The organism is Bacillus sp. UNC322MFChir4.1 (assembly GCF_000746135.1).
Lineage (GTDB): Bacteria > Bacillota > Bacilli > Bacillales > Bacillaceae_G > Bacillus_A.
The window spans coordinates 116,723-143,094 of the sequence record NZ_JQKQ01000011.1 but is presented as its reverse complement, the minus strand read 5'-3'; the positions used below and the strand labels follow the sequence as shown (position 1 = coordinate 143,094).

Genomic DNA, 26,372 nt, shown 5'->3' with positions numbered 1-26,372 from the left:
AGATGATTAGAGAATTAGTAGTAGATATATACCTTATTATATTTAAAATTTTGCATAGTTTGATGAAACTATTTCCTATGCAAAGAAAAGTTACTTTTATTATGTCTTATGGTGAAAACCACATCTTTATTTATGATGAAATGAAACGCCAAAAAATTGATTATGAAGTCATTTTCTTATATAAACCTACATGTAAATATAAAGTGGATAGCTATTCAAATGTGAAATCTTATACATTTGAATCGAAGAATATCTTTCATATGATTCAATCAGCCTATCACTTGTCTACTTCCCAGTATGTTATTGTTGATAACTATTTTGGGTCTCTTGCAGGAATCAAGTTTAAAAAAGGCGTACAATGTATTCAACTTTGGCATGCAGCAGGTGCTATTAAAAAGTTTGGCATGTTAGCATCTGCCTTTTATAAAAGAAGCCCAAGAGCTCAAAAGCGATTTCTCGATGTTTACGATCATTTTCACAAAATTGTTGTAGGTTCTGATGCATTGGCTAATATCTATAAGGGAGCTTTCGGGTTGTCGGATGATAGGATATTAAAAACAGGGATTCCGAGAACGGACCTGTTTTTTTATGAACAGTGCAAGAGGGAGATTAAAAACAATATTTTATCAATAAATCCTTCTTTAAAGGGTAAGAAGGTTATTTTGTATGCCCCAACTTTTAGAGATAAAGAGTTGGAAGATTTCGGTTTGCATCTAGATATTGATGCAATGTATCGAGAATTTGGGCATGAATATGTCCTCATAATAAAACTGCACCCAGCTATAAGAAATAAATGTGATTATGAAGGTAAGTATGAAGGTTTTCTATATGATTATTCTTCTTATTCTAATATTAATGATCTATTTTTAGTAACGGATGTATTAATAACAGATTATTCTTCCATCCCATTTGAGTTTTGTTTGTTGAATAAACCAATGATCTTTTTTGCATATGATTTAAAAAAATATGCAAAGAAAAGAGGAATCATTGGTAACTATGCATCTAGTGTTCCAGGACCAATTGTATATAATATGAACGATTTAATTCAAGTATTAAAACAGGCACGGTTCAACATAGAGGACGTAACGAAGTTTTCTTTGAAGTGGAATCAGTATTCGGAAGGCGATGCGAGTGAGAGATTTGTAAATATGGTATTTAAAGGGGAGGAGTGAATCCCTATTACCTTGGTATTTTGAATCATGTAAATTTTAATATGCATGCATTGTTTTTAGTGACGAACTACAATATATGCGAAAGAAAAAAAAGATGTTGTTAGTCATTCCAAATATACTTTATGAATATGTTGAAGAGGAGTTTTAGGATTGCAAATTAGGAAACAAATGAACAGAATGAAAAACCGTATGAACTTTTTAATGGGTCCGATTAAAAAGAAATTAAATGATCCAGGATTTAATCGAGGTCTTAAATATACTGAATTTTATACAAAATTAGTGATAGATGATAAAGTTATCATTTATGAATCTTTCCATGGAAAAGGTATGACGGATAGTCCGTATGCGATTTTCAAGAAACTTATTGATGATGCGGAGTATAAAGATTATAAACATGTTTGGGCTTTAAATGATACGAATAACTTTTATGCAAAACGTTATGAAAATAGAAAAAATGTTAAATTTGTTAAAGTTCATAGTGAGGAATACTTGGAGTATTTAACAAAGGCAAAATATTTAATTAATAACACTACGTTCCCACCTTATTTTCAAAAAAAAGAAGGACAAATTTATGTGAATACGTGGCATGGAACACCTATTAAGACATTAGGAAAAGATATGAAAGGTGAACTGGGCCAACATAAGAATATTCAAAGAAACTTTATGCACTGTGACTATATATTAAATCCTAATAAGTTTACTGCCGATACGATTGTAGATTCCCATGATTTAGAAGGGATATATAATGGTTACATTGTTGACGAAGGATACCCTCGAATTGATCTTACCCTACAAACAAATCCAGAAGAAGTACGGGAGTATTTAAAGCAATTTGTAGAAATTGATGATAAGAAAAAAATTGTTTTATATGCCCCAACTTGGAGAGGCGGAGTAAATCAGGTAAACAATATTAAGGATGAAATTGATAATATTGTAAAAAAACTGCATTCTAAAATGCCTGATGATTATCAATTACTATTAAAGGTTCATACATTGACATACAAGTTTATTAAAGATGATGAAAGTTTACGAGAGATTTGTATACCTGATTGGGTAGATTCTAATGAATTAATGTCAATAGTAGATATTTTGGTGACAGATTACTCTAGTATTTTCTTTGATTATATGGTAACTGGAAAACCAATTATCTTTTTAACGTATGATAAAGAAGCGTATGAAGAGGAGCGAGGATTATACGTTAACCTTGAGGATATGCCAGGTCCGTTATGTTATACAGTAGATGATGTTATTGATAGTATTGTAAATATTGACACTGTAAGAAATGATTATGATTTTAAATACAAAGAAATGTTAAAAGAATATTGTTATCATGATGATGGAAATGCCACAATGAGAGCCATTGATATTATTTTTAAAGAAAAGCATACAAATTATGTATATAAAGTGACAACTGAAAATAAGCAAAATATTTTGATGTACTGCGGTGGATTCTTAAATAATGGAATTACTACATCGGTTATTAACCTTTTAAACAATATAGATTACTCAAAATATAATGTAGTAGTCATTGATAAGGGAAAATATGATGAAGTTTCAGGGTATAATTTCAGTCAAATTAACTCAAACGTTAAAAAGTTTTATCGAGTAGGTAGCTTGAATACAACTTTAAAAGAATCTTATCAACATAATTATCTCATGAAGATGGGATTAAAGAATGAACGAGCTCAGAAGGTTTTACCAAAACAGTTATATAAACGTGAAGTTGCAAGACTATTTGGTAATGCAAAATTTGATATAGCAATTGATTTTAGTGGATATGTTCCATTTTGGGCACTATTGTTTGCATTCGGAGATTTTAAAAAGAAGAGTATTTATCAACATAATGATATGTGGGCAGAATATTCTAAGAAAATTAAAGGTAAATTTAAGCATAAAGCTAATTTGAATATTATTTTCCCACTGTATAAAGAATTTGACAAAATAGTAGCTGTAGCAGAGCATACAAGGAATTTAAATAGAAAGAATTTAAAAGAATATATCACACCAAAGCAAGGTGTTTATGTTCATAATTCTATAGATTATAATAAGGTGCTTAAACAGATTGAAGAAGGCGACATATATAATTATGAAGGTCAAGATTATTTATTGAAAGAAAACATTTCTGTAAATGGTAGACTTGATATTCAAGGGATTGAGATGCCAAAGAAAGAGAACATTAACTTTGTGAATATGGGTAGATTATCCCCTGAAAAGGACCAAAAGAAGCTTATAGAAGCCTTTTCAAAGGTTGCTGAGCTCTATGACAACGTGAGGCTTTATATTATTGGAGATGGAGTTTTAAAAGATGAGCTAGCGAGTTTAGTAAGAGCAAAGAAATTAGAGGACAAAGTCTTCTTTACTGGTCAAATGAAGAATCCGTTCTTGCTTATTAATCAATGTGATTGCTTTATTCTTTCATCTAATCACGAAGGACAACCAATGGTGTTATTAGAAGCATTAATATTGAATAAACCTATTATTGCCACTGACATTGCAGGATCAAGAAGTATCCTAGAAGAGGGTTATGGTGAATTAGTCGAAAATAATGTAGTTGGCTTAGTTATAGGAATGCAGTTTTTCATCTTAAATAAGCTCCATTTTAAAGAGTTTGATTTTAAGGAGTATAATGAGCATGCGCTTGAAATGTTTTACAATGAAGTGTGCGTAATCGAAAATCAAGAATAGTATGTAATGAAGCTAAGTGAATTGTATTTATATCACTTAGCTTCTTGTATAAATGATAAACTTTTTAATGTTGTTAAGGTGGTAAAAGGGGGATTATTTTGAACCAGATTACAGTCATCGGTGCAGGAAGTTGGGGAACAGCATTATCTATGGTTCTAGCAGATAACGGGCATGAAGTAAGAATTTTCGGGAATAAATCAGAACAAATCCGAGAAATTAATGAAAGGCATACGAACGAAGCGTATTTACCTGGCATTCAGCTTCCTGAAATAATAAAAGGATATGAATCTCTGAGTGAAGCAATGGAAGGAATAAATACAGTACTATTAGTTGTTCCTACGAAAGCAATTCGTAGTGTAATGCAACAATTAAAAGATATAGTAAAACAGCCAATTACAATTATTCACGCTAGTAAAGGGATTGAACCTGGCTCATTTAAACGTATTTCAGAAATGATTGAAGAAGAGATGCCGAAAGAATTGCTAGAAAGTGTTGTTGTTCTTTCGGGGCCAAGTCATGCAGAAGAGGTGGGTCTTCGTCATCCTACTACAGTAACTGCTGCGTCATATCATCTACAGGCTGCTGAGAAAACACAAAATTTATTCATGAATACAAATTTTCGTGTATATACAAATCGAGATGTAATCGGTGTTGAATTAGGCGGTGCATTAAAGAATATTATTGCCCTCGGAGCAGGTATTTCAGATGGACTTGGCTATGGGGATAATGCAAAAGCGGCATTAATTTCACGGGGATTAACTGAGATTACACGTTTAGGGTGTGCGATGGGAGCAAATCCACTTACTTTTGCCGGCTTAACAGGTGTTGGAGATTTAATTGTGACCTGTACTAGTGTTCATAGCCGAAATTGGCGCGCTGGAAACTTACTTGGAAAGGGTCATGATTTAGAAGAGGTATTAGAGAATATGGGAATGGTAGTAGAAGGTGTTCGTACAGCCGAGGCAGCGTACTATTTAGCTGAGAAGATGAATATTGAAATGCCAATTGTGGGTGCCATATACAATGTTTTATTTAATGGAAAAAATGCAAAAGAACAAGTAGATGCGTTAATGGGGCGAACAGGAAAAGGTGAAGTGTCACGTTAATGTATCAAATTGAAGTGTAAAGCGAAGAAAAGCGATTAAGTTAGAAGGTGTATTAACGACATGAGCTTTATTAAAAAAATAAAAAATTATCGTATCGTAAAAATTTTATGTAAGGCAATATTTCTGTTCTTTAGTTGTTTACCGCCGAAAAAAAATCTAATCCTATTCGAAAGTTTTTCCGGAAAGCAATATAGTTGTAATCCACGAGCCATGTATGAATATATGCTGCAAAATAATATGGATTTTCAAATGGTATGGAGTGTAAAAAAGGACTGCATAGCGGTGTTTGAGGAAGCAAATATTCCATATGTAAAAAGGTTTTCAATTCGTTGGTTTATATTGCTAGCACGCGCCCGGTATTGGGTAACAAATAGTAGGATGCCGACTTGGTTGCCAAAACCAAAGCACACTACTTATGTGCAAACATGGCACGGTACACCTCTTAAGAAGCTGGCCGGTGATATGAAAGAGGTTCACATGCCAGGTACAACAACAGAAAAGTATAAGCATAATTTTTACCGCGAGGCACAAAACTGGGATTACTTACTTTCTCCTAATGCTTATTCTACAAAGATATTTAAGAGGGCTTTCCAATTTCAAAAAGATGTTGTTGAGGCAGGATATCCTCGAAACGATTTCTTATATGTAAATAATAACTCTAAGGCCATTCATGCATTAAAGAAAAAAAATGGATTACCTGTAGATAAAAAGATTATTTTATATGCACCAACTTGGCGAGATGATCAGTTCTATAGTAAAGGGCGTTATAAGCTAGATTTACAATTAGATTTAGGTCTTTTACAGGAAACGTTAGGCTCAGATTATATTATTTTGTTGAGAATGCATTATTTAGTGGCGGAACAATTTGATTTAGAACAGTATAGTGGGTTTGTATATGACTTTTCTCATTACCGAGACATTAATGAACTGTACTTATTATCTGATTTGTTAATTACAGATTATTCGTCTGTCTTTTTTGACTATGCAAATTTGAAGCGGCCAATTATTTTTTATACATATGATATTGATTCGTATCGTGAAAAACTAAGGGGGCTCTATTTTGATTTAGAGACAGAAGTCCCTGGCCCCGTTGTTGTAAATACAGAAGGAGTACTAGCAGAAATATTAAAATTCGAATTGAACGGTTTAGGTGAGTTTGCAGACAAATATAATACCTTCTATAATAATTATTGTTATTTAGAAGATGGTTTTGCTTCTAAGCGAGTAGTAGAGAAAATATTCTTCGGAGAGGCACAATAAGATGAAATCAATGATTATGGTTTTAAAAGAACAGATTAATAGCTTGTATTTAATTCAGCGGTTATCTGTTTATGAAGTGAAAAGTGCGAACAATAACAACTATTTAGGAATTGTTTGGGAAGTGTTAAATCCTTTAATTCAAATGAGTATTTATTGGTTCGTATTTGGGCTTGGAATTCGAGGCGGACATGGGGTAGATGGGGTCCCGTTTATTTATTGGCTATCTGCAGGGCTTGTTGTATGGTTTTTTATAAACCCAACAATACTACAAGCCTCTAAATCTATTTATACAAGATTGAATATGATTTCAAAGATGAATTTTCCAATGAGTGTGATTCCGAGCTATGTTATTATGTCTAATTTTTATCAACATGTAATACTCGTTGGTATTGTGACCATTCTATTTATCGTAACTGGTCAAGGAATTTCCATTCATTATATTCAACTCATTTATTATATGTTTGCGACAATTTTATTTATATTTTCGCTGTCCTTAATTACATCAACGTTAGCTACCATTGTAAGAGATGTACAAATGATTGTGCAATCTGTTATGCGAATGTTGTTATATTTAACACCTATTTTGTGGACTCCTGAAAGATTACCAGCTGGTCTTCAAAAAATTATGCAATTAAATCCATTGTGTTATATTGTAGAAGGTTATAGAAAGGCCTTTTTAGGTACGGGTTGGTTTTTTGAGGATATAAAGTATGGAATGTACTTTTGGGGACTTGTTTTCTTGATGTTGCTAATTGGTACGACATTACATGTAAAGTTTAGAAAACACTTTGCAGATTATCTATGATGAGGGTTGTAAAAATGAATTGTTCAGTGAAGTTTCGTAACGTAACAAAAAAGTATAAGATGCATAGTAAAAACTCTGATAAGTTGAAGGATATTTTATATCCTGGAGGGTTCGGTGAGGATTTTTATGCATTAAGAAACTTAGAATTTGAGGCTCATAAAGGTGATGTGATTGGAATTATTGGAGTAAATGGATCGGGTAAATCAACGATGTCTAACCTAATCGCCGGAATTACTCCACCAACAGCTGGAAGTGTTGATATAAAAGGAAAAGTAGCACTCATTGCTATTGCGGCGGGTCTTAACAATCAATTATCAGGTAGAGAAAATATTGAGCTTAAATGTTTAATGATGGGGCTAAGTAAAGCAAAAATTGAAAAATTGAAACCTGAAATTATCGATTTTGCGGATATTGGCAAGTTTATTGATATGCCAGTAAAGAAATATTCTAGCGGGATGAAGTCAAGGTTAGGATTTGCCATTTCGGTGAGTATTAATCCGGATGTGCTCGTAATTGATGAAGCTTTATCAGTTGGGGATCAAACATTTGCTGATAAATGTTTAAAACGTATGAATGAATTTAAAGAACAAGGTAAAACGATATTTTTTGTTAGCCATTCTTTAGGACAAGTCAAATCATTTTGCACAAAGGCTTTGTGGCTTGAATATGGTGAAGTTAAAGATTATGGTCCTATTCAAGAAGTGATGCCAAAGTATGAAAGCTTTTTAAAAGAATATAAGGCAATGAGTAAGGAAGAACAGCAAAAGTTTAAAAAGGAAGCAACAGAGAAACAGGCGGGAAAAGATTTCGTACAAACTAAAGAAGCTTCTATTCCTTTTAATTCTTTATCCATAGCAAATAGAAGAAAGAAGAAAAAGAAGAAAATATCTAAATATGTCGCTGGTTTTATTAGTTTAGCGCTATGTATAGCTATTGGCGGAACTGTATATTGGAAAAAAAATAACGTATTTCATTCTTTACAGGCGAAAGAGAAACATGAAGAAAAACCTATTGAAAAAAAAGGTGTTCCAAAGCCAAAAAATCCATTAGCTGATCTAGATGTTCGATATGTGAATACTACAAAAGCTCGTGTAAGAAGTACGCCAATATTAGAGGGTGAAGTAGCTACCACTATGACATTTGGGACATCGTTTATAGTGAAGGATCAGAAAAAAGACGACCAATCTGGAGTAAATTGGTTAAAGATACGATATGGTAATGGACAAGAAGGTTGGATTAGCGAAGCGGTAGTGAGTGCAATTCCCTTTAGCAATGCTTTACCGTATGAAGGCGTTGTTAACAAACTCAAAAAATTAGATGGAACTTCTCAAAATTTAGAGCAATATCTTGCTTTGTTAGGTAAAAGTAAAGAGGATGTAACTAGTATAATAGGGGCTTCTCAAAGTGAAGAGAAATTGCCAGAAGGAATAATGACTCATTATAAAAATGTCGATATTATATGTACGGATCAACTAATTGTTAAACAAGTGAATATTAAGAATACAAATATATTACAATCGGCATTAATAGAACAATTAGGCGAAGCGCAATTAAAAAGCACAGACAATTTAATGTTAGTGTATCGATCAAACAAATATGATTTTAAATTTTCTTCTGACGGTTCCGTAATTAACCAAATAGCAATTTTGGATATGTTAAAATAAAGCCTAATGGATCAAGTTTTATCTATTTAAATTAGAACTCATATGCAATGAAAAAGACTATGCCTGAAAAAGGTAAACAGAAAGGTTATTCCTACTAAAGGAGATAGCCCATGGTCTTTGGGCGCAATATGTGACGAATTATTTTGTTACAAAATAATAATAGCTTAGCAGAATGATTAGTGAATGTAATAGAGGGAATTGTCGTCAATATATAGTCGATAATTCCCTCTATTTTCATTTTTGATCTTTGTTATACTATTTCTGATGTTTGTTATACTATATAAATCACAAATAAGTTGTTACTATAATACAAAATGATGCTCGCTTTGTTTTCAATTTGGCATGTGGGATGCTATGCAAGAATGGATGCTCTCGCCCTCCTTAAAAAGAAAAGGAGGTTTTTATGTCGTTTTTTATATAGCTTCGGAAGGGGGAACTCCATGAAAATACTCGTAGTCGATGATGAATCGAGCATTTGTAATTTAATTCGGATGCAGTTAGAGATGGAAGGATATGAAGTACTGACAGCTGCGAATGGCAATGAAGCGCTGCAAAGATGGGAAGAGAAGCCCGATGTATTGATTTTAGATGTGATGCTTCCTGATATAGATGGTTATGAACTTCTTCGGTTGTTCCGGGAGAAGGACCATGATATTCCGGTGTTAATGTTAACGGCGAAGAGTCAGATGAATGATAAGTTGCTTGGTTTGCAGCTCGGTGCTGATGATTATGTGACGAAGCCTTTTCATTATGCGGAGTTGATTCTACGTGTGAAAAATATGGCACGGCGTGTGCAGAAGAAGGAAACAATTTATCATCATGATGTGATTCAAGCCAGCGAGTTTGTGATTTGCCCAAAGGAACGAAAGCTACATGTGAGTGGACAAGAAATTCATTTGACGTATCGTGAGTTTAATTTGTGTCAGTTGTTTGTGATGAATCCTCAGCGCGTGTTTATGAGAGATGAGTTGTTAGAGAAAGTATGGGGTTTTGAATATATCGGCAATACGAGAGCGGTTGATATTATGGTGCAGCGTCTGCGAAAGAAGCTTGGGAGCAGCGGAGAGAGTATTAAAACGATTTATGGCGTTGGCTATAAGTTAGATTGTTAAAGGTGATTGGATGTCATTAAAACGAAATATGGTGCTTGGTATAGTAGGATTATTGATTCCCATTTTGTTTCTTCTTTATATGGTGATTTACATTTCACTTGAAAAGAATATGTATCGGAATGCGGCAAGTTCGCTCGAGAAGTTAAGTGTGGAAGCCCAAATATATACGATGAATTATTTGGAGAAGGAGGCGGAAGTGGAGACGCTTGGGCCTAATTCGTTATTGATTGCTTCTTATTTAGCAAAGCGGATGGATATCCGTGTTCAGATGATCGGGAAAAACGGAGAAGTTGTGGCGGATACGCAAAAAGGGGCGCTTCTTTATCGGAATGTCGATATTAGGCATTCGCTGCAAGGGAAGAAGGCTTATGTTGTTGAAGATGGTGATCCAGCGCCGTTACTACTGTTTTCGAGTCCGGTTTATTATGGGAATGAAGTGATTGGAGCAATCCGCTTTGTAGATGAGCTGCGTGATGAAAAGGAAGTATTGTTGAATGTGAGCTGGACATTTGTCGTGACATCGATTTGTTTAGTGGCAGGCGGCATTTTCTTTGCGATTCGTTTGGCAAATTCGCTTCATAAACCAATTGATCAATTAAGGCAAATGGCAAAGCGCCTTGCTAATGGTGATTATAAAAGCAAAATTGAGTTAACAGAGTATGTGGAAATTGCCCAGTTGTCGGCTTCTTTTAATGCAATGGCCGATGCAATTGAGTTACACATGACGCAATTACGAGAAGAGAAAGAGAAGCAGAAGGATTTCTTGGACCGAATTACGCATGAGTTGAAAACACCGCTTACTGCCATTATTGGTTATGTTGACTTGATTCCAAAACTGCAGAATGAGCGCGATGTGAAGGACAGTCTTCATTATATTTCGATAGAGAGTCAGCGTTTATTATCGTTAGTGGAGGAGTTATTGCAATCTTCGAAGTATGGAACGAGTACGTTTGAAGTTTCACCGACGATTGTGGATATAAAGCAAATTGCGGATGAAGCCATTTCGATTGTAAAGCCGCGCCTGCAGCAATATGAGGTAGATGTTAGCAATGAATTATATGCTACGTACGTCATTGCTGATTTTGATAAGACGAAGCAGATTTTCTTAAATATATTTGATAATACGATTAAATATAGTGATGCTTCTCAGATGAGGTTAAGTGCGGTTGTAAATGGACATGAAGTAAAAATATTGATTTATGATGATGGAATTGGAATGGATGATGAGGTACTTGCAGAATGGAATCGTTCTACTAAGGAGAAGGTGCTATCTTCTAGTTATGGGAATGGCTTCGGTTTGTTGATCTGTAAGGAGATTATGAATAAGCAAGGTGGAAGCATGCGAATTGAAAGTAATGATATGGGAACGATGATATACATGACATTTCTGTTGCCAAGGTATATGGAAGATATAAAAAATTTGAAAGCGATTAAATGATACATTTATGAAACATTTATGCGGTATTTTCGAAACAACGTTTTTTTATCTTGGAGGTAGGCAGAAATGAAAAGGCTATCATTTCAAGTTCTCTTGTTTGTCTGTTGTATGATTTGTTTTATTTTTTTGTTTTATTTTATTGAAGAGCAGTTGTACAACCGCGTTACTATTGTAAATGACAAGCAAGCTGTTTTAAAAGGAGCAAATGAATCTGTTCCTATTGAAGTAAGAGTAAAGCACGAGAAGTGGGGAGAAGTAGTTGTCACAGACGAGGTTCGTCTGCATGCGATTATCTCATTTTTTGATCGGATTCGAACCGAAAAGAATCATGCAGATATTTTAGAGAAAGTTTTTACTGGAGAAATAACGTACTTGAACGGACATAAGCGTACGTTTGCAGTAGGTGATTTGTTTCAGTATGAGGCAGATGTGTACGGAAAGAATGGTACAGATCCTATGATTTCTGCGTTTCAAACGTATTTGTTAAGTTTATATTATACGCCTGAGAGAATTAGTGATTTCTTTGCGAGTGCAAAGGAAGTGGTTGTGCGGCAAGGTGATGATGTGCGTGCTGCTGATTTGGACCTAATACTGGCGCGAATCCGGCAAGCGAAACAAATTACGGATTATGCCGAAATTCAAAATTTGCTGTATGCGCAGAAAGATCCAATCGCTTATATAACCGCTTATCAAAATGGAAAACAGGTAAAGAATAGGCGCGAGGATATTCTTACGATTTCTGTATATGGAAATTACTTTGTTGTTCAATATCTCGGCGATAATAATGGAAATGTTATGTATATGAAAGGCTCCCTAGCGTCGTTATTTGTAAAGGAGAATCATTCATGAAAAAGATAGCCTTTTTCTTCTTTTTGCTAGTAATAGGAGGAGCGATGTCTAGTTGCTCTCGAGATACAACCACTATTAAATATGATGAAGGCGGTCTTCCGATTTTAAAAGATCGTCATCTCGTTGCTTATGTTGCAGCGCGTGAAGAGGTAGGCGAGGCATTGTTATCGTCTTTTTGCAGGGCGCGAGGATGTACGTATGAATTTATTCGTCTTTCTACAGAGGAAATGTTAAGAAGAGTAGAAGCGGAAGCTGATAACCCAAAAGCAGATGTTATTATTGGGGGCACATTAGATGCTCATCAGATGATGAAGCGAAAGGACATTTCGATTCCTGTAACAAGTCAGCATGCTAATAACATTTCAAAAGCCGTAAAAGATAAAGATGGCTATTGGTATGGTTATGAAGTAGAGCAGCTGGCGATTGCTATTAATAAGGAGCGATGGAAACAGGAAATAGAACCGCTTGGACTTTCGTATCCCACGGAATGGAAAGATTTATTACATCCTGCTTATGCTGGAAAGATTGTCATACCTGATCCGAATGTATCAGGAACAGCGTATACGTTGTTTCAATCATTAATAGATACGTTTGGAGAAGAAGAAGCAAACAAATTTGCGGTGGGGCTTGCCAAACAAGTTGCAAAGGTAACGGTTAATGGTTATATGCCTGCGGAATATGTTGCGAGTGGCGAATCGATTATCGGCATTAATTTCATCGGAGACCAGCGTATGCTGCAAAAGCAAGGCTTTCCAATTGTAAGTAAGGTACCGAAGCAAACAGGTTTATCTGTTAATGCGATTTCTAAAATACAACATGCACCGAGTGGTATTATAGCGGATTTATTTATTGATTATTGTTTATCAGAAGAAGCGGGGCATATTTTAGAAAAAGTTTCGTTTGGCGTACCAACGATGCTTGCAAAGCGTCAGCAAGAAGTGCAAGGTCAGCCAGTTGGAAGAACGAATCAATCAGTATCAGATAGTGGAATCATCGAGTTATGGAATAGACAACGTCTCTCTCAAAAGTGAAAAAAGGAGAAGAGATAATATGTTTAATTGGCTTAAACCTGCACCAGCAATCGAGCGTTTGCCAGCGAATATGATCGACAAATTATACAAACTACTACGTCTTCGTGTATTACTTGGAATCTCGGTCGGGTATGCAGCGTATTATTTAGTTCGTAGTAACTTTACGTTATCTAGTACGTACTTAATGAAAGAATATGGTTTTACTACAACGGATATTGGTTTACTAGGTTCCGTTGTGGCGATTGTATATGGACTAAGTAAGTTCTTTATGGGGAATTTATCAGATAAAGCGTATGCTCAGCGCTTTATAGCGGTTGGATTATTTTTATCTGCAATTATAAATATTTGTTTTGGTTTTGCATCTTCATTTGGCATGATTTTAACATTATTAGTATTAAATAATGTTTTCCAAGGTATGGGGGCTCCGCCTTGTAGTACTGTAATGGCAAAGTGGTTCTCGAAGAAAGAACGCGGTACGAAAACAGGACTTTGGAATATTTCACATAATATCGGCGCGATGCTTGTACCACCGGTTGTTGGAATTGGTGTTGGTATTTTCGGTGAAAGTCATTGGCAAGCTGGCGTGTTCATCTTCCCGGCGATTATTGCAATGGTCATTTCAATTCTTATGTGGATCAATGCGAAGGATACACCAGAATCTGTCGGTCTTCCACCAATTGATGAATATCGTAATGACTATGAAGATCTTGAGAAGGCAGACAATGCGGGCAAAATGTCACCAAGAGAAATTTTAATGAAATATGTAGTGAAAAATAAATTTGTTTGGTATTTATGTATTGCGAACGCATTTGTATATTTAATTCGTTTCGGTGTAATTAACTGGGTACCAATTTATTTAACAACAGTTAAAGGATTTACAAAAGCAGAAGCACATGCAGCGTTCTCAATCTTTGAAGTTATGGCAATTCCAAGTTCATTAATCGTTGGTTTGTTAAGTGATAAGTTATTCAAAGGGAAACGTATGTCACTATGTGTGTTTAGTATGGTTGGTGTTGTTATTGGAACGTTCGTATACTGGCAAGCATCTAACATACTTGTTGTAAGTGCGGCAGTTTCGATTATTGGTTGCTTAATCTACGTACCACAATTTTTAATTGGTTTAAGTGCAATGGAATTAGTACCAAAATTCGCAATTGGTACAACAGTAGGTATGTGCGGCTTGTTCGGTTATTTAGGCGGAAGCCTAGTTGCCAACGCAGCGATTGGTGTTATCGTTGATCGCTCTGGTTGGGATGGTTGTTTCATTCTATTAATAGCAGGTGGTATTTTATCTACTGTATTCTTATTCATCGTTCAATTTGGTCATGAGAGAAAAGCGTCTAAGAAGCAAACTGCTTAATCATTTTGAAGAGGAGAATCTATCAATTGATAGATTCTCTTTTTTTAATCAAACGTTTGTTTAAAGGTTGAGATGTTGATATGCAAATGTTTACGACTGAAGTGGAAAGAACTTATCGTTGTACGGCAATTGTTGTAACAGGTGAGAATATATATGAAATTAGACTGGGGGTACCGAAAGATTTACCTACTTCAAATAATTCCACAGATGTAGATTTATAAGAGGATTTTTAAAAGTGGCGCCTGAGAGATTTTAAACTCAATACAGTCAACAATTAACGGTTATTTTGAGCTGTTAATCAAACGTTTGTTTAAGGAAAATATGCATATTTGCATATTAGAAAATATTGAATTTTAAAACATGCCATTGTTTGATACAATTTGTAATATACAGACTATGTAATATAAATGTAATAAATGTCGAATGTTTGTTGAGATATTTTGGAAAAGTTTGTATAATTTAATTATATTAACAATTTAAATAAAAGGAGAGAGAAAATGTTACCAAATACGGTTCGTACTCCGAATAAAAAGAAAAAGTGGATCATCATTGGAGTTATTGCACTTATTATTATCGTTGCTGCTGTTAATATTTTTATTATGCAGGGTAAGAAAAAAGGGACTACAGCAGATGTAAAGTTTACAGAAGTAACAGAGCGTCAGCTTAATAATACAAAACTCATTTCTGGCCAAGTAAAACCAGGGAATATTGAGAGTTTCTATACGGATGCAACTAAAGGAAAAGTAAAAGATATTGCTGTAAAAGAAGGGCAAGAAGTGAAGAAAGGGGACAAGCTGTTCTCTTATGATAATGAAGAAACTAATTTGCAAGTGAAGCAAGCAGAAATAGAACAAAAAGTGGCTTCTATGCGCTTTGATCAAGGAAAGAAAAAAATAGATTCATTGAAACAAGATATTAAGAAAGCGAAGGATAGCGGGGCGACGAAAGAGGCAATCGAGCCGTTAGAATCGCAATTAAATGAATTAGAATTGCAACAAAAAACATCTGATCTTGAAAAAGAAAAAGTGAATCTTCATATAGAAGAATTAAAGAAAAAACAAGGTGAACTTACGGTTTATAGTAATTTTGCCGGTGTTGTACAAAAGCTTGATAAAGATGCTTCGCAAGGTTCTACGTCAGCATTGGGTGGACAAGGGAAATCATTTTTGCAAATCGCTTCTAAGGATGCATTCCAAATTCAAGGTACATTAACTGAACTACAAAAATCACAAATCCAAAAAGATCAAACAATTACAGTGACGGCAAAGGCAGCGCCAAAGAAGAAGTGGACTGGAAAAATTACTGAGGTAAGCGAATATCCGACAAGTGCAGAAGTAACTACACAAGCTTCAGCAGGCGGAGAAGCAAACCAAAATATGTCTTATTATACATATAAAGCATCATTAGATTCCCAAGATGGATTATCACCAGGTTATCATGTGTCTATTCAAGTAAACTTAGAAAATAAGAAAATGGTTGCTGTTCCTAGTAAAAGTATTGTAACAGAAAAAGAAGAATCATTTGTGTATGTAGAGGATAAAGGAAAGCTTCGCAAACAAATTGTGAAAAAAGGTTCAAGTGATGGAGATTGGGCTGAAGTAGTTGAAGGCGTAACAGTAGGACAAAAGGTGGTTGAAAATCCTTCCGATAAAGTGTTTAACGGAATGGAAGTGAAGAAAAAATGATTACCTTAAACAATATTCATAAAACATATTATCAAGGAAGTTTAGCTGTACCAATTTTACATGGTATTAGTTTAAGAATTGATAGCGGTGAATTTGTTTCGATTATGGGACCATCTGGATCGGGGAAATCAACGCTTATGAATATTATCGGTTGTCTCGATCGTCCAACAGAAGGCGAATATACGCTGAATGATGTGAATGTTTTAACAGCAGATGAGTCAAAATTGGCGCTTATTCGAAATGAATATATCGGTTTTGTGTTCCAGCACTTTAACTTGCTGCCCCGTCTTTCGGCGGTGGAGAATGTAGAGCTCCCGCTTATTTACGGTGGTATAAAGAAAGCGGAGCGCCGCGAGCGGGCATTAGAGGCATTAGGGAAGGTTGGATTGGCAGATCGCGTCCATCACTTGCCAAATGAATTATCAGGTGGACAAAAGCAGCGTGTGGCAATTGCACGTGCGATTGCGAATGATCCAACATTCATTATGGCCGATGAACCAACCGGTGCGCTTGATACAAAATCGGGTGAACAAGTTATGAATATTTTCACCCAGCTAAACAAAGAAGGTACAACGATTGTAATGGTTACGCATGAAGAGGAAGTAGCAGCGTATTCATCTCGCCGCATTGTGCTCAGAGATGGGAAAATTACAGAAGATAGAAGGTGTGCTGTATGAGTTTACTAGATAGTATTAAAATTGCTCTTTCTTCTATTCTAGCTCATAAGCTGCGCTCCGTACTGACAATGCTTGGGATTATTATCGGTGTTGGTTCCATTATTACTGTCGTTGCAATTGGACAAGGCGGGGAAGCGATGCTGAAGTCTCAATTTGCCGGTATCGGTAATAATGTAATTCCACTTCAGTTTCAAACGGATATCGATGATCCGTATGCAGCGGGAATGGGAGAACGTCCTGAATTAAAAGAAGAAGATATTCTCGCGTTGAAACAATTGCCAGAGATTAGCCATGTTGTTACGACGAATTCGGGTATGGAACCAATCGATATTAATGATAAAAAAAGCATGATTAATATTATTGGACTTGATAGCGAATATTTTGCGGTAAATAAAATAAAATTGACTGAAGGCCGTTCTTTACATGAATCAGATGTTGAGCAGGGCAATAACGTTGTAATGATTAGTACGAAAGCGAAGGAGACGTTTTATCCGAAAGAAAATCCTGTTGGGAAAATTATCGAGATAAAAGGTCAGCCATTGCAAATTATCGGAGTGTATAAATCAGATAATAGCTTTATGGGCATGGGACCGTCGGAAATATTAATTCCGATTTCGCTTTGGGCAACACTATATGGAAAAGATGAAATTCAAAGTATTTCAGTGCAAGTAAAAAATGTTGATCAAATGGAATCCGCTGGGAAAAAGGCTGTTGGCGTTTTAAACGACCGCAAACCAAATGATATTCCAGGGAAATATGAAGTTCTCGATATTGAGAAGATGAAAGAAAGTATTTCAAAAGTAACGAGTATTATGACGATGATTATCGGCGGTATTGCGGGTATTTCCCTTGTCGTTGGAGGTATCGGCGTTATGAATATTATGCTCGTATCTGTTACAGAACGTACGCGCGAAATTGGTGTTCGGAAAGCGCTCGGTGCAACGCGCGGGAAAATCTTGCTGCAATTCTTAATCGAAGCTGTGATGTTAACACTTCTTGGCGGTTTAATTGGAATTGGCCTTGGATACGGAGGCGCTTATATCGTTTCTACCTTTGCGAAATGGCCACCGCTTGTTTCATGGGAAGTTGTCGTTGGCGGCGTCTTATTCTCGATGACGCTCGGCATTATTTTCGGATTAATTCCAGCAAACAAAGCAGCGAAATTAGATCCAATCGAAGCGCTGCGTTATGAATAATATATAGATCTATTTTGATTCTTCAACATCCAAGTTGTTGTTATGTAAAACAAAAGTGATACGGCTCGCTTAACATTGCCTGTGGCAGCAATGGGCCTTGACCACTTCAAGCATGGCCATTTTATGTTGATTTTCAATTTGTATTTATATATCACACCCAGTTCTTGTGGGTGGTGAATCCCTGTTTGAAAAAGTGGGGATTCACCACCCGTTAGAACGGGTATAAAATAAAGGGGGGCTTTACATATGGAAGTGAACGTAAACACGCAGAAGGTAAGTGGAGAGAAGCCATCATTATTTGGAATGATTACTTCTCCTAGTTTGCAGTTTGAGAGAATGAGAACTAATGCACCGGTGTGGGGCGCGTTTTTCTTATTAGTTCTTTTAGGTGGACTTGGATTCATGGCGATTGGCTATGCATCGTTAAAAAACCCTATAATGGTAGAAGCGCTTAAAGAGGATCCTACTGGAACTGCTAAGTACTTTATAATGGGTGGGGCATTTGTTACTGGTCTATTTATGACGGCAATTATGTTTTTTATTGGAGCTGCATTGTATAAAGTTATTATGATGTTTATGGGAAATGATACATCTTATAAGAAATTATTATCTATTACAGTATATTCAGGTATCATTAGCTGCATCGGTTTATTAGTGAATGCTGTATTAGCAATTGTACTAGGCACTGATGGAACTGTACGCTATACAAGCTTAGGACCTTTATTTGAAAAAGGGACAACTGCATTTGGGATTGGAAACTCAATTGAAATCTTTGCAATTTGGGGTTTATTTGTAACATGGTTAGGACTGCACATTACAGCTGGCTTAAGCAAGAAACAAGCAACGATTCTTGTTGTGATTTTCTTTCTTATTTCTCTTGCTTTTAGTGCTTTCAGAGGTTTTGGTGCTTAAGTAAAATGATGAGAAGGTTGTCGGGAATTTCCCGACAACCTTTTTTTATGTTGCATAACGTTTCGATAAAATTGCTATGGAATCTCACATAAGACTAGCAGAACTTCAAATGTTGCATAGGTAAATTTGAAATTTTGCTAGTCTATCATGAAATGCAGTGCGGTGAAGGGGCTGCTGTTTTTTTATAAGGTAAAGGTACCGCGGAATAACAAAGAGGTATACCTTTTAGAAATGGGTCAAATGTGAAGCCAGTTACCTTTACGGAAACAGTAGCGCTGTATGAGAAGATGATTAAAAATCAAATGAAGAAGCTTTGTATTTACCGTGATTATGAAGAGTATTATCAATGCGGGCTCATTGCACTTTGGCGAGCGTATGAGAAATATGATGAGGAGAAGGGAAGTTTTCCGGCATATGCGCTTGTGACGGTGCGGGGGTATTTGCTAGGGCAGTTAAAGAAGGAGTGTCGTGTTCAAGACCAGGAGGTTTGTACGGAGTGGCATATGTTAGAAAATATCGGCGGTGAGGAGAAGCAAGAAGAGGCATTTGAGTATATGAGTATGCTAGAAGAGAAGGAAAGCTTTGTCTTATTTGAGCATTTCTACGGTGGGAAGAAAATACATGAGATTGCAACTGAGCTCGGGATGACGTATCATCAAACGCGCTGGATATATAGACAAGCGCTGAAGAAAATGCGGCTGCATGCAGTGGGAAAAGAATAGAAAAAGGGAGCAGATAGCCTCCCTTTTCTATATGTATGCAGAGTTCACTCAAAGAGGAGGAAAAGAATGATCTACTGGTAGTTTCATTTTATCTAGAAGATTGAGTTTAGCTAAAATGTGACCAGCTTTTATCCATTGATTCTCCATTTGATTGGGACTAATAGGGAAGATTTGATTTTTACCATTACGAAAATAGATGTTTGTGTGGCGAGAATCGTGACGTTCCAGTCTTTCGATGTAAGCATAAAATATCCAGGAGCATGGCCAAGATGAAGGTGATTTTGTAGGAATGGCGCACATGAAGTGTTGATGATCAATAGGGATTGGGACGTTTTGTTTAAAGTGGCAACATTCTTGAATGGCTAATCGTTTTCCTTCATAAGTCGAGTAGTTTCGCATAATGCAACTTTCACGAATGAGTTGCAGCGGTGTTTTCACTGAAAAGATGATTCTTTGCGTTTCCCAAATTTTTGTTTGATAAACAGGATGAGCGTACGCCTCAAGTGCCATCGTTTGCGCGGAAATTTCATACCAATCAACTAAGTCAGTCAATGGAAAAGCCTCCTCATATTGTAATGAATTACACTTCCTATTATAAGAATAAAATATAAAAACAATTTAAAGAATTTGTAAATTAATGTTAAAAAATGTATTTATTTACTGTTTTTTCTCGATATATGCGGAAGGGATTCCTTGTTAGAAATTTGTAGCTATTTAGGTTGTCTAATTTGCAATAGGATTCCATATATATGAAAATAGAAAGGATAGGCGGTGAGGAAATATGAAAAAGAAATATGTGTTTCTCGCTTTGGTTCTAGTACTCTTCGTATATTTAGCAAATAGCAACCCGAGTAAAGGGGAATATACAGACTGGGCAGCAAAGCAGTTTATGAAAAGGAATGATATTCATAAGAAATTGACGGAAGTTGAGCAAGAAGATAAAGAAGGGCTTCTTGGTGAATTAGCTACCATTGGAAAGAAATTAGCGAAGAGTTATGTAGAGCCGCAAGTTGGTTTATTAATCGATCATTATACAAAGCGGAATGACTATATTTTTTTCTCGACATATACAACGGAGTTTCAGCTAGGGAAAGAAAATTATAAATATGTTTCAGTCGGTATTTCAAATATCTTTATACCAGTTGAAATGCCAAAAAAGAAAGAGAAGTAACCGCATTGGTACTCCTCTTTCTTTTTTGTTTATATGTTAATTTTTACTTCAGAAATACTCTTTTCGACAATACGTGCGCCTTTTTTGCGAGCATGCTGCCCAAGCGTTAGGAAAATGCCAGCGGATAGAATGGTATCCATGACGCTATTTACGGTTTGTTCGTTTACTGGTGTAACAGGATTTTCGATTGAAAAAGTAGTTGTTTTACCGTCTTCTTTTAAGAAAACAAGTTCTAGTACTTCCATTTGTTATTCCCTCCTTTTATTATTGGTTAGATACGTCAGTTGTGCTAACAAGCTGAACAGAATCAAGTTTTTGCTGTTGCAGTGAAGCAATTGCAGATGCAACTTCGTGTACTTTGTTTAAGTCTGCATCAGGTTTGACGTTTTTAAATTGTTTGTTTTTCATAATCGCTTTACCATTTTTGTCTGTACCACCATTTAGGACAAGACGTAAGCTCATATCAGATACAATCGTTTGAATCGCCATGCCTTTCACCTCCCTTTCGTCATATATATAGGTGGTAACGTTACATTTTTGGCGTGAATTTTTTCCTTTTTTTTGTTACGCTTAAGAGAAATAAAGTAAGGAGTTTCAAACATGAAGCATAAGTGGTTATTTTGGATTCCCGTTTTAGCATGGATGGGGATCATTTTTTATTCATCTTCTCAGCCATATCAGGATCAAGATATACGTCCAGATATCACAAAATATGTGAATGTGGAATTTGTGAAAGAGCATTTTTCATGGGTATCCATTGATTATGGAGGGGGTACTCCTGTTAGCATTGTGAACAAAGGGGTCGATGGTTTTCTCGAATTTTTTATTCGTAAAGGAGCTCATTTTATTGTGTTCGGTATTCTGGGGGCATTGTCATATTTCGCATTATTGAAGTGTGGCTTGAAGCGAAAACAAGTTTTTTGGCTGGCCGTGTTTCTTGTTGCTGTGTATGCGGGCATGGATGAGATTCATCAATCCTTCACAGGTGACCGTACACCAATGTGGCAAGATTCCGTATTAGATACATGTGGTGGTTTCACGGGTATTCTAATAAGCTGTTTTATTTGGAGAAGAAAAAGGAGCTGAAATATTAATATTTCAGCTCCTTTTTATATGGTGGCGTTTTTTGGATATAACGGTGCTTGGACACCGTGCGACACGATTGTCTATACTCCTAATAGTTCTTTCAGTTCGTTTGTGGATAGTTCTGTAATCCAGTTTTCACTAGTGATAATCGCATTATTGAGCGATTGTTTTCGCTCGAGCATTTCATCAATTTTTTCTTCAAGTGTTCCTGTTGTAATGAGTTTATGCACATGGACAAATCGTTTTTGACCGATGCGATAAGCGCGGTCTGTCGCTTGGTTTTCAACGGCAGGGTTCCACCAGCGATCGTAATGAATCACATGGTTGGCTGCGGTTAAGTTTAGTCCTGTTCCGCCCGCTTTTAAAGAGAGCAGGAAGATGCCATGTTGTCCGCTTTGGAACTGTTCGATCATTTTATCGCGCTCTTTCTTCGGTACACTTCCGTTCAAGAAGATGACGCGCTCTCCAAAATGTTCTTCAAGCAATGTTTTCAGCATATTTCCCATTCGAATATACTGCGTGAAAATGAGGCAGCTTTCATGCTGATCCCGTATGTTTTCAACGAGTTCTAATAATGTTTCTATTTTCATAGAACGATTGGCTAAGTTTGTTGGCGCATCTTCTTTTAAATAGAGAGCAGGATGGTTACAAATTTGTTTTAGTTTATTTAACATGAGCAAAATAAAACCGCGGCGCTCAATGCCTGTTAATCCTTCCACATTCTTTAACGTATCTTGAACGAGTTGTTCATAAAGCGATGCTTGTTCCGCCGTTAACGGACAATATGCTTTTTGCTCTTGTTTATCTGGTAAGTTCAAGGCAACTGATTTATCTTGTTTCGTGCGGCGCAGTAAGAACGGTGCGATTAAGCGCTGCACTTGCTGAATCTTTGTTTCATCGCGGTCCTTTTCAATCGGCGTTACGAAACGGCGCTGAAACTGCGGTAAACTACCAAGATAGCCATGGTTCAGAAAGTCAAAGATCGACCATAATTCTGATAAACGGTTTTCCATCGGTGTTCCTGTTAAAGCGATTTTATGATTTGCTTGCAACTTTCGAACAGCACGCGATTGTTTCGTATGCGGATTCTTTATATTTTGCGCCTCGTCGAGAATAATTGCATCCCAGCGCTGTGAGCCGAGCTCTTCTTCATCAAGCTGTGTGAGTGCATAGGATGTCAAAATTACATCGGCATCTTGCATAAAAGTGGACAAATCTTCTCCCTTGGCCCGGTTGCCGCCGTAATGGAGTTTCACTTGTAAGCTCGGTGCAAAGCGCTCGAACTCTTTTTGCCAGTTACCGAGAACAGATGTAGGCGCCACAATAAGTGCGGGTCCTGTTTTTAGGTTGTGTTCTTTTATATAGAGTAAGTAAGTAATTGTCTGGATGCTTTTTCCAAGTCCCATATCATCGGCTAATAACGCACCAAATCCAAGCTCTCGTAAATAGAGGAGCCACTCAACTCCTTGCTGTTGGTATGGTCTTAATGTTGCTTGCAAGGAAGCTGGTATTTGTATAGATGGAATCTCTCCAATGTGCAGCAATCTGTCGAATAACTTATCATAATAATCATCGAGTTCGATTTCCATATCTGCAAATGGACTTTCTTCTTCAACTACTTCTGTTTCTGCTCCGCGAAGTAATCGCTGCTGCACAACGTCTTTCATTTCAAGGCCGTATTTGTCTGCTTTCTTCATCAGTTTCTTCACTTCTTCGATAAAGGCAGGGTCAAGCCTCATCCATTGTCCGTTTATATGAATGAGACGTCTGTTTTGTTCGATGAGCGCGAGAAATTCGGCCTCTGATAAATTGATGCCGTTTGTAGAAATACGCCAGTTAAAATCTACGAGCGTATTCATGCCAAAGAATGCTTGCCCTGCCTTTGCATTATGTTTCACTTGGATGCGCAGCTTTGGTTTATTGGCTTTTAAATTTTGCCACCATGATGGTAGTAAAATATCAATACCAGCTGCTAGCAATTCATTGCTGGCTTCTGTTAAAAAGCGCCATGCTTCCGTTTCGTGTAATTCACTTCGAAATAGATCGTCTTCCATTAACCAAGGTACGAGTTTGCCGAAACCATCTTGCGTTTCCGTAATACGTTCTTCATATTTCAACCATCGTTTCGGCAATGATTCAGAATCGGTATATACGTATATTCGTTGAGTGCCGCGCTTTGGTGTTAATATGGTTTCAAGCTGCCACGTTTCAAAATCATTCTCCGGTTCTTGAAGACGAAGTCCAACTGTAAATGGTAGATCGTCTTCGATATAGCCAATTTTACGTAGCCAATCGTCTTCATGAATGGCTGTTTCAAGCTGTCTTATCGTAAAGTCATAATGCTCATATAAGCGCTGTGCATCTTCCCATGCTGTGCCAGAACGAGTCTGATGGCGAAGCGTTTCATTAATTGCATCTGAAAACAGGGCTTGCACCGTTTCATCTACTATTTCTTCATGAGCGGTTTTCCAGGAAGGATATTGATGCCATTGCTTTATATCTGGAATGAAGTCTCCTACCCTGTAAGCCTCCCACATTTTTTCGGCCATTGGCGCGAGTTCGCTAATGGCTGCACTTGTTTGTAAGTTCGTAAATGAATTTACCGGTTTTTTCGCGATATATTCAAATGCTTGAGTAGCGTTTAAAATGATACCGCTCCGCTGTTCATATGTTCCTTCTTGCAAAAGTGTTCCATAGAAAGAAGAGGAGTGCCATGTGAACGCATGTTGTTTCCAACTGCTTACAGGCAAACTGTTCCCTGTTTCATCCTCTGCCCAAAGAAACCAGTTTTGGTTCATTCGTTCGAGCCGAATGATAATGTCAATTAATGTTGTCATGGATCAACTTCCCTTTCCGCAGTTCTTCTTGTAAAGCTCGCAGTCGTGAGTGAGAGGAAGCAATAATCATAATGAAAGACTCCCATTCATCTACCCGTTTGAGCTTTTTATATAGTGTTCTTAGTTTTTTTAAGTAGCGAACAGCTCTGCGGTACGATTTGCGATTCTTTTCTTCAATCGCTTGCATTGCAGCATAATGATAGAGCGGAAGAGCAGCTTCCGGCGCTTCTTTTTCAACTTCTTTTAATACTTCTTTTAACAATTCAATGGATTCAAATCCATATAGTAAATGGAGTTCTGTCCATGTGTGATATTGTCTTTTAGCGAGTACATATTGCTCATAGCTGGTGAAGCTATATGGTAATAATTCTTGAAGAATCATCTCATAGCCAGCTTGTTCATTCGTATGCGTTGCATATGTTTCATACATCATCATAAATAAACGGACAACATCTTTCACAAAGTAAGGATCGTGCTCGGTCGTTATCGTTTCTTTCACTCGCTTGTAAGTGAAGGACAGCCATCCTTTTGCCCGCTCCCACTGCATGGAACTTAATAAATCTTCAAGCCAATCAAAGTAAAGGCCAACAACTTGTGGTGGCTGTGCTCTTAGTACATCCATTGCCTCTTTATCTTTTCGCTGTAGAAAGAGAAGATGAGCGGATGCAAGTGCTTTTGATAATGGATGTATTTTTGTTTCAATCCGTTTTTGTTCTTCCAGTATCCAATCCGGTTCTACGAACAGCTCTCCCCATAGGTGGCGATAAATAAAAAATCGCTCCTGTGTATAAGAAGGGGCAGAGAAGAATATTGTATGCAGCATTTCAGCGATGTGGTGCAGAAATGGCTGGAGTGCATCTTGAAATGGTTCAGCTTTCAAATCTTGTACAATACTCTCTATTTTATTCACAAAGAGTTGTACAATATTGATTTGTTGATGATAAGAATAGATTTTATCTGCTTCAAATGTTTCAATCTCTTTCAGTAGCTTCTGAAAAGTAAAGAGTGCTGCACTCAGTTTAAATAATTCGTGAACTGTAACAATCCGCGGTGCTTTTCGTTCCAGTTTCATATAGAACTCCGTGAAAATGTTCATCAGAAAATACATTTGTTTGTATGAAAGACGTGCGTGTTCTTTAACAAATGTATCGTACTCAGATTCAAAGTACGGAAGCCAGCTTTCATAATTTGTATCCGTAAAATCGTTCATTTGCAGCATTTGCCGCGCTGTGCGAATAGGCGGGAGCACCGGCCTCGTTTTTTTCTTAAATAAAGTTAGAATGTCTCCCACTTGCCCAAAGCTTGAAGCTGCATATAGTAATACGGCGAACATATGCTCACATTGCGTTGGTGAAAAACAATCACAATAACTTTCGGACACATTTCGAATCGGAATATTTACACTATAAATATCCCCGTCATGTTCGACTGTTCCTGATAATGTATATCCATCGAAATCAACGTTATACACGAGGCCACTACGATAGAGCTGAAGTGCATTTGATACTTGTTCTTTGTCAGCCGCTTGCTGTGGGTCGAGTCCTTTCAAAAACTCATTGGCAATTTCCATAATTTCATCTTTCGTAATTGAATGTTGCAGCATA

24 protein-coding genes are annotated in these 26,372 nt (G+C 36.6%); 19 read left to right on the top strand and 5 right to left on the bottom strand.

Annotated elements, in window-relative coordinates:
* The first annotated feature begins 2 nt into the window (after positions 1-2).
* The 17 genes from BR72_RS04850 to BR72_RS04775 all read left to right on the top strand — a co-directional run bounded on the left by BR72_RS04850 (position 3) and on the right by BR72_RS04775 (position 19,674).
* Positions 3-1,172 (top strand): CDP-glycerol glycerophosphotransferase family protein, encoded by a 1,170-nt coding sequence (locus BR72_RS04850; protein ID WP_035430588.1) that lies wholly within the window; start codon positions 3-5, stop codon positions 1,170-1,172.
* 177 nt (positions 1,173-1,349) lie between these two features.
* On the top strand, positions 1,350-3,857 hold the full coding sequence (locus tag BR72_RS04845) for a glycosyltransferase (RefSeq protein ID WP_081904786.1): 2,508 nt from the start codon (positions 1,350-1,352) through the stop codon (positions 3,855-3,857).
* A 98-nt stretch (positions 3,858-3,955) separates the two neighbouring features.
* Positions 3,956-4,963, top strand: coding sequence for an NAD(P)H-dependent glycerol-3-phosphate dehydrogenase (locus tag BR72_RS04840; protein ID WP_035430587.1), 1,008 nt, complete (start codon positions 3,956-3,958; stop codon positions 4,961-4,963).
* A 60-nt stretch (positions 4,964-5,023) separates the two neighbouring features.
* Positions 5,024-6,223, top strand: a complete 1,200-nt coding sequence (locus BR72_RS04835; protein ID WP_035430586.1) for a CDP-glycerol glycerophosphotransferase family protein — start codon at positions 5,024-5,026, stop codon at positions 6,221-6,223.
* A 1-nt stretch (position 6,224) separates the two neighbouring features.
* Positions 6,225-7,028, top strand: coding sequence for an ABC transporter permease (locus tag BR72_RS04830; protein WP_035430585.1), 804 nt, complete (start codon positions 6,225-6,227; stop codon positions 7,026-7,028).
* Between the two features lie 14 nt (positions 7,029-7,042).
* Positions 7,043-8,692, top strand: a complete 1,650-nt coding sequence (tagH, locus tag BR72_RS04825; protein ID WP_035430584.1) for a teichoic acids export ABC transporter ATP-binding subunit TagH — start codon at positions 7,043-7,045, stop codon at positions 8,690-8,692.
* 440 nt (positions 8,693-9,132) lie between these two features.
* Positions 9,133-9,804, top strand: coding sequence for a response regulator transcription factor (locus BR72_RS04820; protein WP_035430583.1), 672 nt, complete (start codon positions 9,133-9,135; stop codon positions 9,802-9,804).
* Positions 9,805-9,814: 10 nt separating this feature from the next.
* Positions 9,815-11,242: a sensor histidine kinase gene (locus BR72_RS04815; RefSeq protein WP_035430582.1), complete on the top strand. Its 1,428-nt coding sequence runs from the start codon at positions 9,815-9,817 to the stop codon at positions 11,240-11,242.
* Positions 11,243-11,308: 66 nt separating this feature from the next.
* Positions 11,309-12,091, top strand: a complete 783-nt coding sequence (locus BR72_RS04810) for a DUF3919 family protein (protein WP_035430581.1) — start codon at positions 11,309-11,311, stop codon at positions 12,089-12,091.
* Positions 12,088-13,122, top strand: a complete 1,035-nt coding sequence (locus BR72_RS04805) for an ABC transporter substrate-binding protein (RefSeq protein WP_035430580.1) — start codon at positions 12,088-12,090, stop codon at positions 13,120-13,122. The genes BR72_RS04810 and BR72_RS04805 overlap by 4 nt, the downstream gene beginning before the upstream one ends.
* A 19-nt stretch (positions 13,123-13,141) precedes the next feature.
* Positions 13,142-14,482, top strand: a complete 1,341-nt coding sequence (locus BR72_RS04800; RefSeq protein WP_035430579.1) for an MFS transporter — start codon at positions 13,142-13,144, stop codon at positions 14,480-14,482.
* Between the two features lie 80 nt (positions 14,483-14,562).
* Complete coding sequence (locus BR72_RS26235; protein WP_156107898.1) at positions 14,563-14,703, top strand: hypothetical protein; 141 nt, start codon at positions 14,563-14,565, stop codon at positions 14,701-14,703.
* 276 nt (positions 14,704-14,979) lie between these two features.
* Positions 14,980-16,167: an efflux RND transporter periplasmic adaptor subunit gene (locus BR72_RS04795; RefSeq protein WP_035430578.1), complete on the top strand. Its 1,188-nt coding sequence runs from the start codon at positions 14,980-14,982 to the stop codon at positions 16,165-16,167.
* Entirely contained in the window at positions 16,164-16,844 is a 681-nt protein-coding gene (locus BR72_RS04790) for an ABC transporter ATP-binding protein (protein ID WP_035430577.1), read from the top strand. The genes BR72_RS04795 and BR72_RS04790 overlap by 4 nt, the downstream gene beginning before the upstream one ends.
* Positions 16,841-18,040, top strand: coding sequence for an ABC transporter permease (locus BR72_RS04785; RefSeq protein ID WP_035430576.1), 1,200 nt, complete (start codon positions 16,841-16,843; stop codon positions 18,038-18,040). The genes BR72_RS04790 and BR72_RS04785 overlap by 4 nt, the downstream gene beginning before the upstream one ends.
* A gap of 246 nt (positions 18,041-18,286) precedes the next feature.
* Positions 18,287-18,952, top strand: coding sequence for a YknW family membrane protein (locus BR72_RS04780; RefSeq protein WP_035430575.1), 666 nt, complete (start codon positions 18,287-18,289; stop codon positions 18,950-18,952).
* Positions 18,953-19,194: 242 nt separating this feature from the next.
* On the top strand, positions 19,195-19,674 hold the full coding sequence (locus tag BR72_RS04775) for a sigma-70 family RNA polymerase sigma factor (RefSeq protein WP_035430574.1): 480 nt from the start codon (positions 19,195-19,197) through the stop codon (positions 19,672-19,674).
* A gap of 48 nt (positions 19,675-19,722) precedes the next feature.
* Here BR72_RS04775 and BR72_RS04770 read toward each other — a convergent pair whose 3' ends face one another.
* A complete protein-coding gene (locus BR72_RS04770) occupies positions 19,723-20,226 on the bottom strand; it encodes a competence protein ComK (protein ID WP_035430573.1) in 504 nt (167 codons plus the stop codon).
* Between the two features lie 229 nt (positions 20,227-20,455).
* Between BR72_RS04770 and BR72_RS04765 the strand changes: the two genes are divergently transcribed.
* Positions 20,456-20,845 carry a DUF4359 domain-containing protein gene (locus tag BR72_RS04765; protein WP_035430572.1) on the top strand — a complete coding sequence of 130 codons (390 nt, stop codon included), beginning with the start codon at positions 20,456-20,458 and terminating at the stop codon, positions 20,843-20,845.
* Positions 20,846-20,874: 29 nt separating this feature from the next.
* Here the strand turns inward: BR72_RS04765 and BR72_RS04760 are convergent, their stop codons facing one another.
* Positions 20,875-21,090: a DUF2922 domain-containing protein gene (locus BR72_RS04760; protein ID WP_035430571.1), complete on the bottom strand. Its 216-nt coding sequence runs from the start codon at positions 21,088-21,090 to the stop codon at positions 20,875-20,877.
* A gap of 19 nt (positions 21,091-21,109) precedes the next feature.
* Positions 21,110-21,334, bottom strand: coding sequence for a DUF1659 domain-containing protein (locus tag BR72_RS04755; protein ID WP_035430570.1), 225 nt, complete (start codon positions 21,332-21,334; stop codon positions 21,110-21,112).
* 111 nt (positions 21,335-21,445) lie between these two features.
* Between BR72_RS04755 and BR72_RS04750 the strand changes: the two genes are divergently transcribed.
* Positions 21,446-21,931, top strand: coding sequence for a VanZ family protein (locus BR72_RS04750; protein WP_035430569.1), 486 nt, complete (start codon positions 21,446-21,448; stop codon positions 21,929-21,931).
* Positions 21,932-22,011: 80 nt separating this feature from the next.
* On the opposite strand, the gene BR72_RS04745 is transcribed toward BR72_RS04750, so the two are convergent.
* Both BR72_RS04745 and BR72_RS04740 read right to left on the bottom strand, forming a co-directional pair.
* The gene (locus tag BR72_RS04745) at positions 22,012-24,768 is read right to left on the bottom strand and encodes a DEAD/DEAH box helicase (RefSeq protein WP_035430568.1); all 2,757 of its coding nucleotides are present in this window, start codon (positions 24,766-24,768) and stop codon (positions 22,012-22,014) included.
* Positions 24,752-26,371 carry an SWIM zinc finger family protein gene (locus BR72_RS04740; protein ID WP_035430567.1) on the bottom strand — a complete coding sequence of 540 codons (1,620 nt, stop codon included), beginning with the start codon at positions 26,369-26,371 and terminating at the stop codon, positions 24,752-24,754. The genes BR72_RS04745 and BR72_RS04740 overlap by 17 nt, the downstream gene beginning before the upstream one ends.
* Position 26,372 lies beyond the last annotated feature (1 nt).

Bases quoted from the DNA above. Each gene is read 5' to 3' on its own strand.
- BR72_RS04790 (WP_035430577.1), top strand. From the start codon at position 16,164: ATGATTACCTTAAACAATATTCATAAAACATATTATCAAGGAAGTTTA.
- BR72_RS04795 (WP_035430578.1), top strand. From the start codon at position 14,980: ATGTTACCAAATACGGTTCGTACTCCGAATAAAAAGAAAAAGTGGATC.
- tagH (WP_035430584.1), top strand. From the start codon at position 7,043: ATGAATTGTTCAGTGAAGTTTCGTAACGTAACAAAAAAGTATAAGATG.
- BR72_RS04805 (WP_035430580.1), top strand. From the start codon at position 12,088: ATGAAAAAGATAGCCTTTTTCTTCTTTTTGCTAGTAATAGGAGGAGCG.
- BR72_RS26235 (WP_156107898.1), top strand. From the start codon at position 14,563: ATGCAAATGTTTACGACTGAAGTGGAAAGAACTTATCGTTGTACGGCA.
- BR72_RS04810 (WP_035430581.1), top strand. From the start codon at position 11,309: ATGAAAAGGCTATCATTTCAAGTTCTCTTGTTTGTCTGTTGTATGATT.
- BR72_RS04785 (WP_035430576.1), top strand. From the start codon at position 16,841: ATGAGTTTACTAGATAGTATTAAAATTGCTCTTTCTTCTATTCTAGCT.
- BR72_RS04800 (WP_035430579.1), top strand. From the start codon at position 13,142: ATGTTTAATTGGCTTAAACCTGCACCAGCAATCGAGCGTTTGCCAGCG.
- BR72_RS04765 (WP_035430572.1), top strand. From the start codon at position 20,456: ATGAAAAAGAAATATGTGTTTCTCGCTTTGGTTCTAGTACTCTTCGTA.
- BR72_RS04835 (WP_035430586.1), top strand. From the start codon at position 5,024: ATGAGCTTTATTAAAAAAATAAAAAATTATCGTATCGTAAAAATTTTA.
- BR72_RS04740 (WP_035430567.1), bottom strand. From the start codon at position 26,371: ATGCTGCAACATTCAATTACGAAAGATGAAATTATGGAAATTGCCAAT.
- BR72_RS04820 (WP_035430583.1), top strand. From the start codon at position 9,133: ATGAAAATACTCGTAGTCGATGATGAATCGAGCATTTGTAATTTAATT.
- BR72_RS04745 (WP_035430568.1), bottom strand. From the start codon at position 24,768: ATGACAACATTAATTGACATTATCATTCGGCTCGAACGAATGAACCAA.
- BR72_RS04780 (WP_035430575.1), top strand. From the start codon at position 18,287: ATGGAAGTGAACGTAAACACGCAGAAGGTAAGTGGAGAGAAGCCATCA.
- BR72_RS04850 (WP_035430588.1), top strand. From the start codon at position 3: ATGATTAGAGAATTAGTAGTAGATATATACCTTATTATATTTAAAATT.
- BR72_RS04750 (WP_035430569.1), top strand. From the start codon at position 21,446: ATGAAGCATAAGTGGTTATTTTGGATTCCCGTTTTAGCATGGATGGGG.
- BR72_RS04815 (WP_035430582.1), top strand. From the start codon at position 9,815: ATGTCATTAAAACGAAATATGGTGCTTGGTATAGTAGGATTATTGATT.
- BR72_RS04760 (WP_035430571.1), bottom strand. From the start codon at position 21,090: ATGGAAGTACTAGAACTTGTTTTCTTAAAAGAAGACGGTAAAACAACT.
- BR72_RS04755 (WP_035430570.1), bottom strand. From the start codon at position 21,334: ATGGCGATTCAAACGATTGTATCTGATATGAGCTTACGTCTTGTCCTA.
- BR72_RS04830 (WP_035430585.1), top strand. From the start codon at position 6,225: ATGAAATCAATGATTATGGTTTTAAAAGAACAGATTAATAGCTTGTAT.
- BR72_RS04845 (WP_081904786.1), top strand. From the start codon at position 1,350: ATGAAAAACCGTATGAACTTTTTAATGGGTCCGATTAAAAAGAAATTA.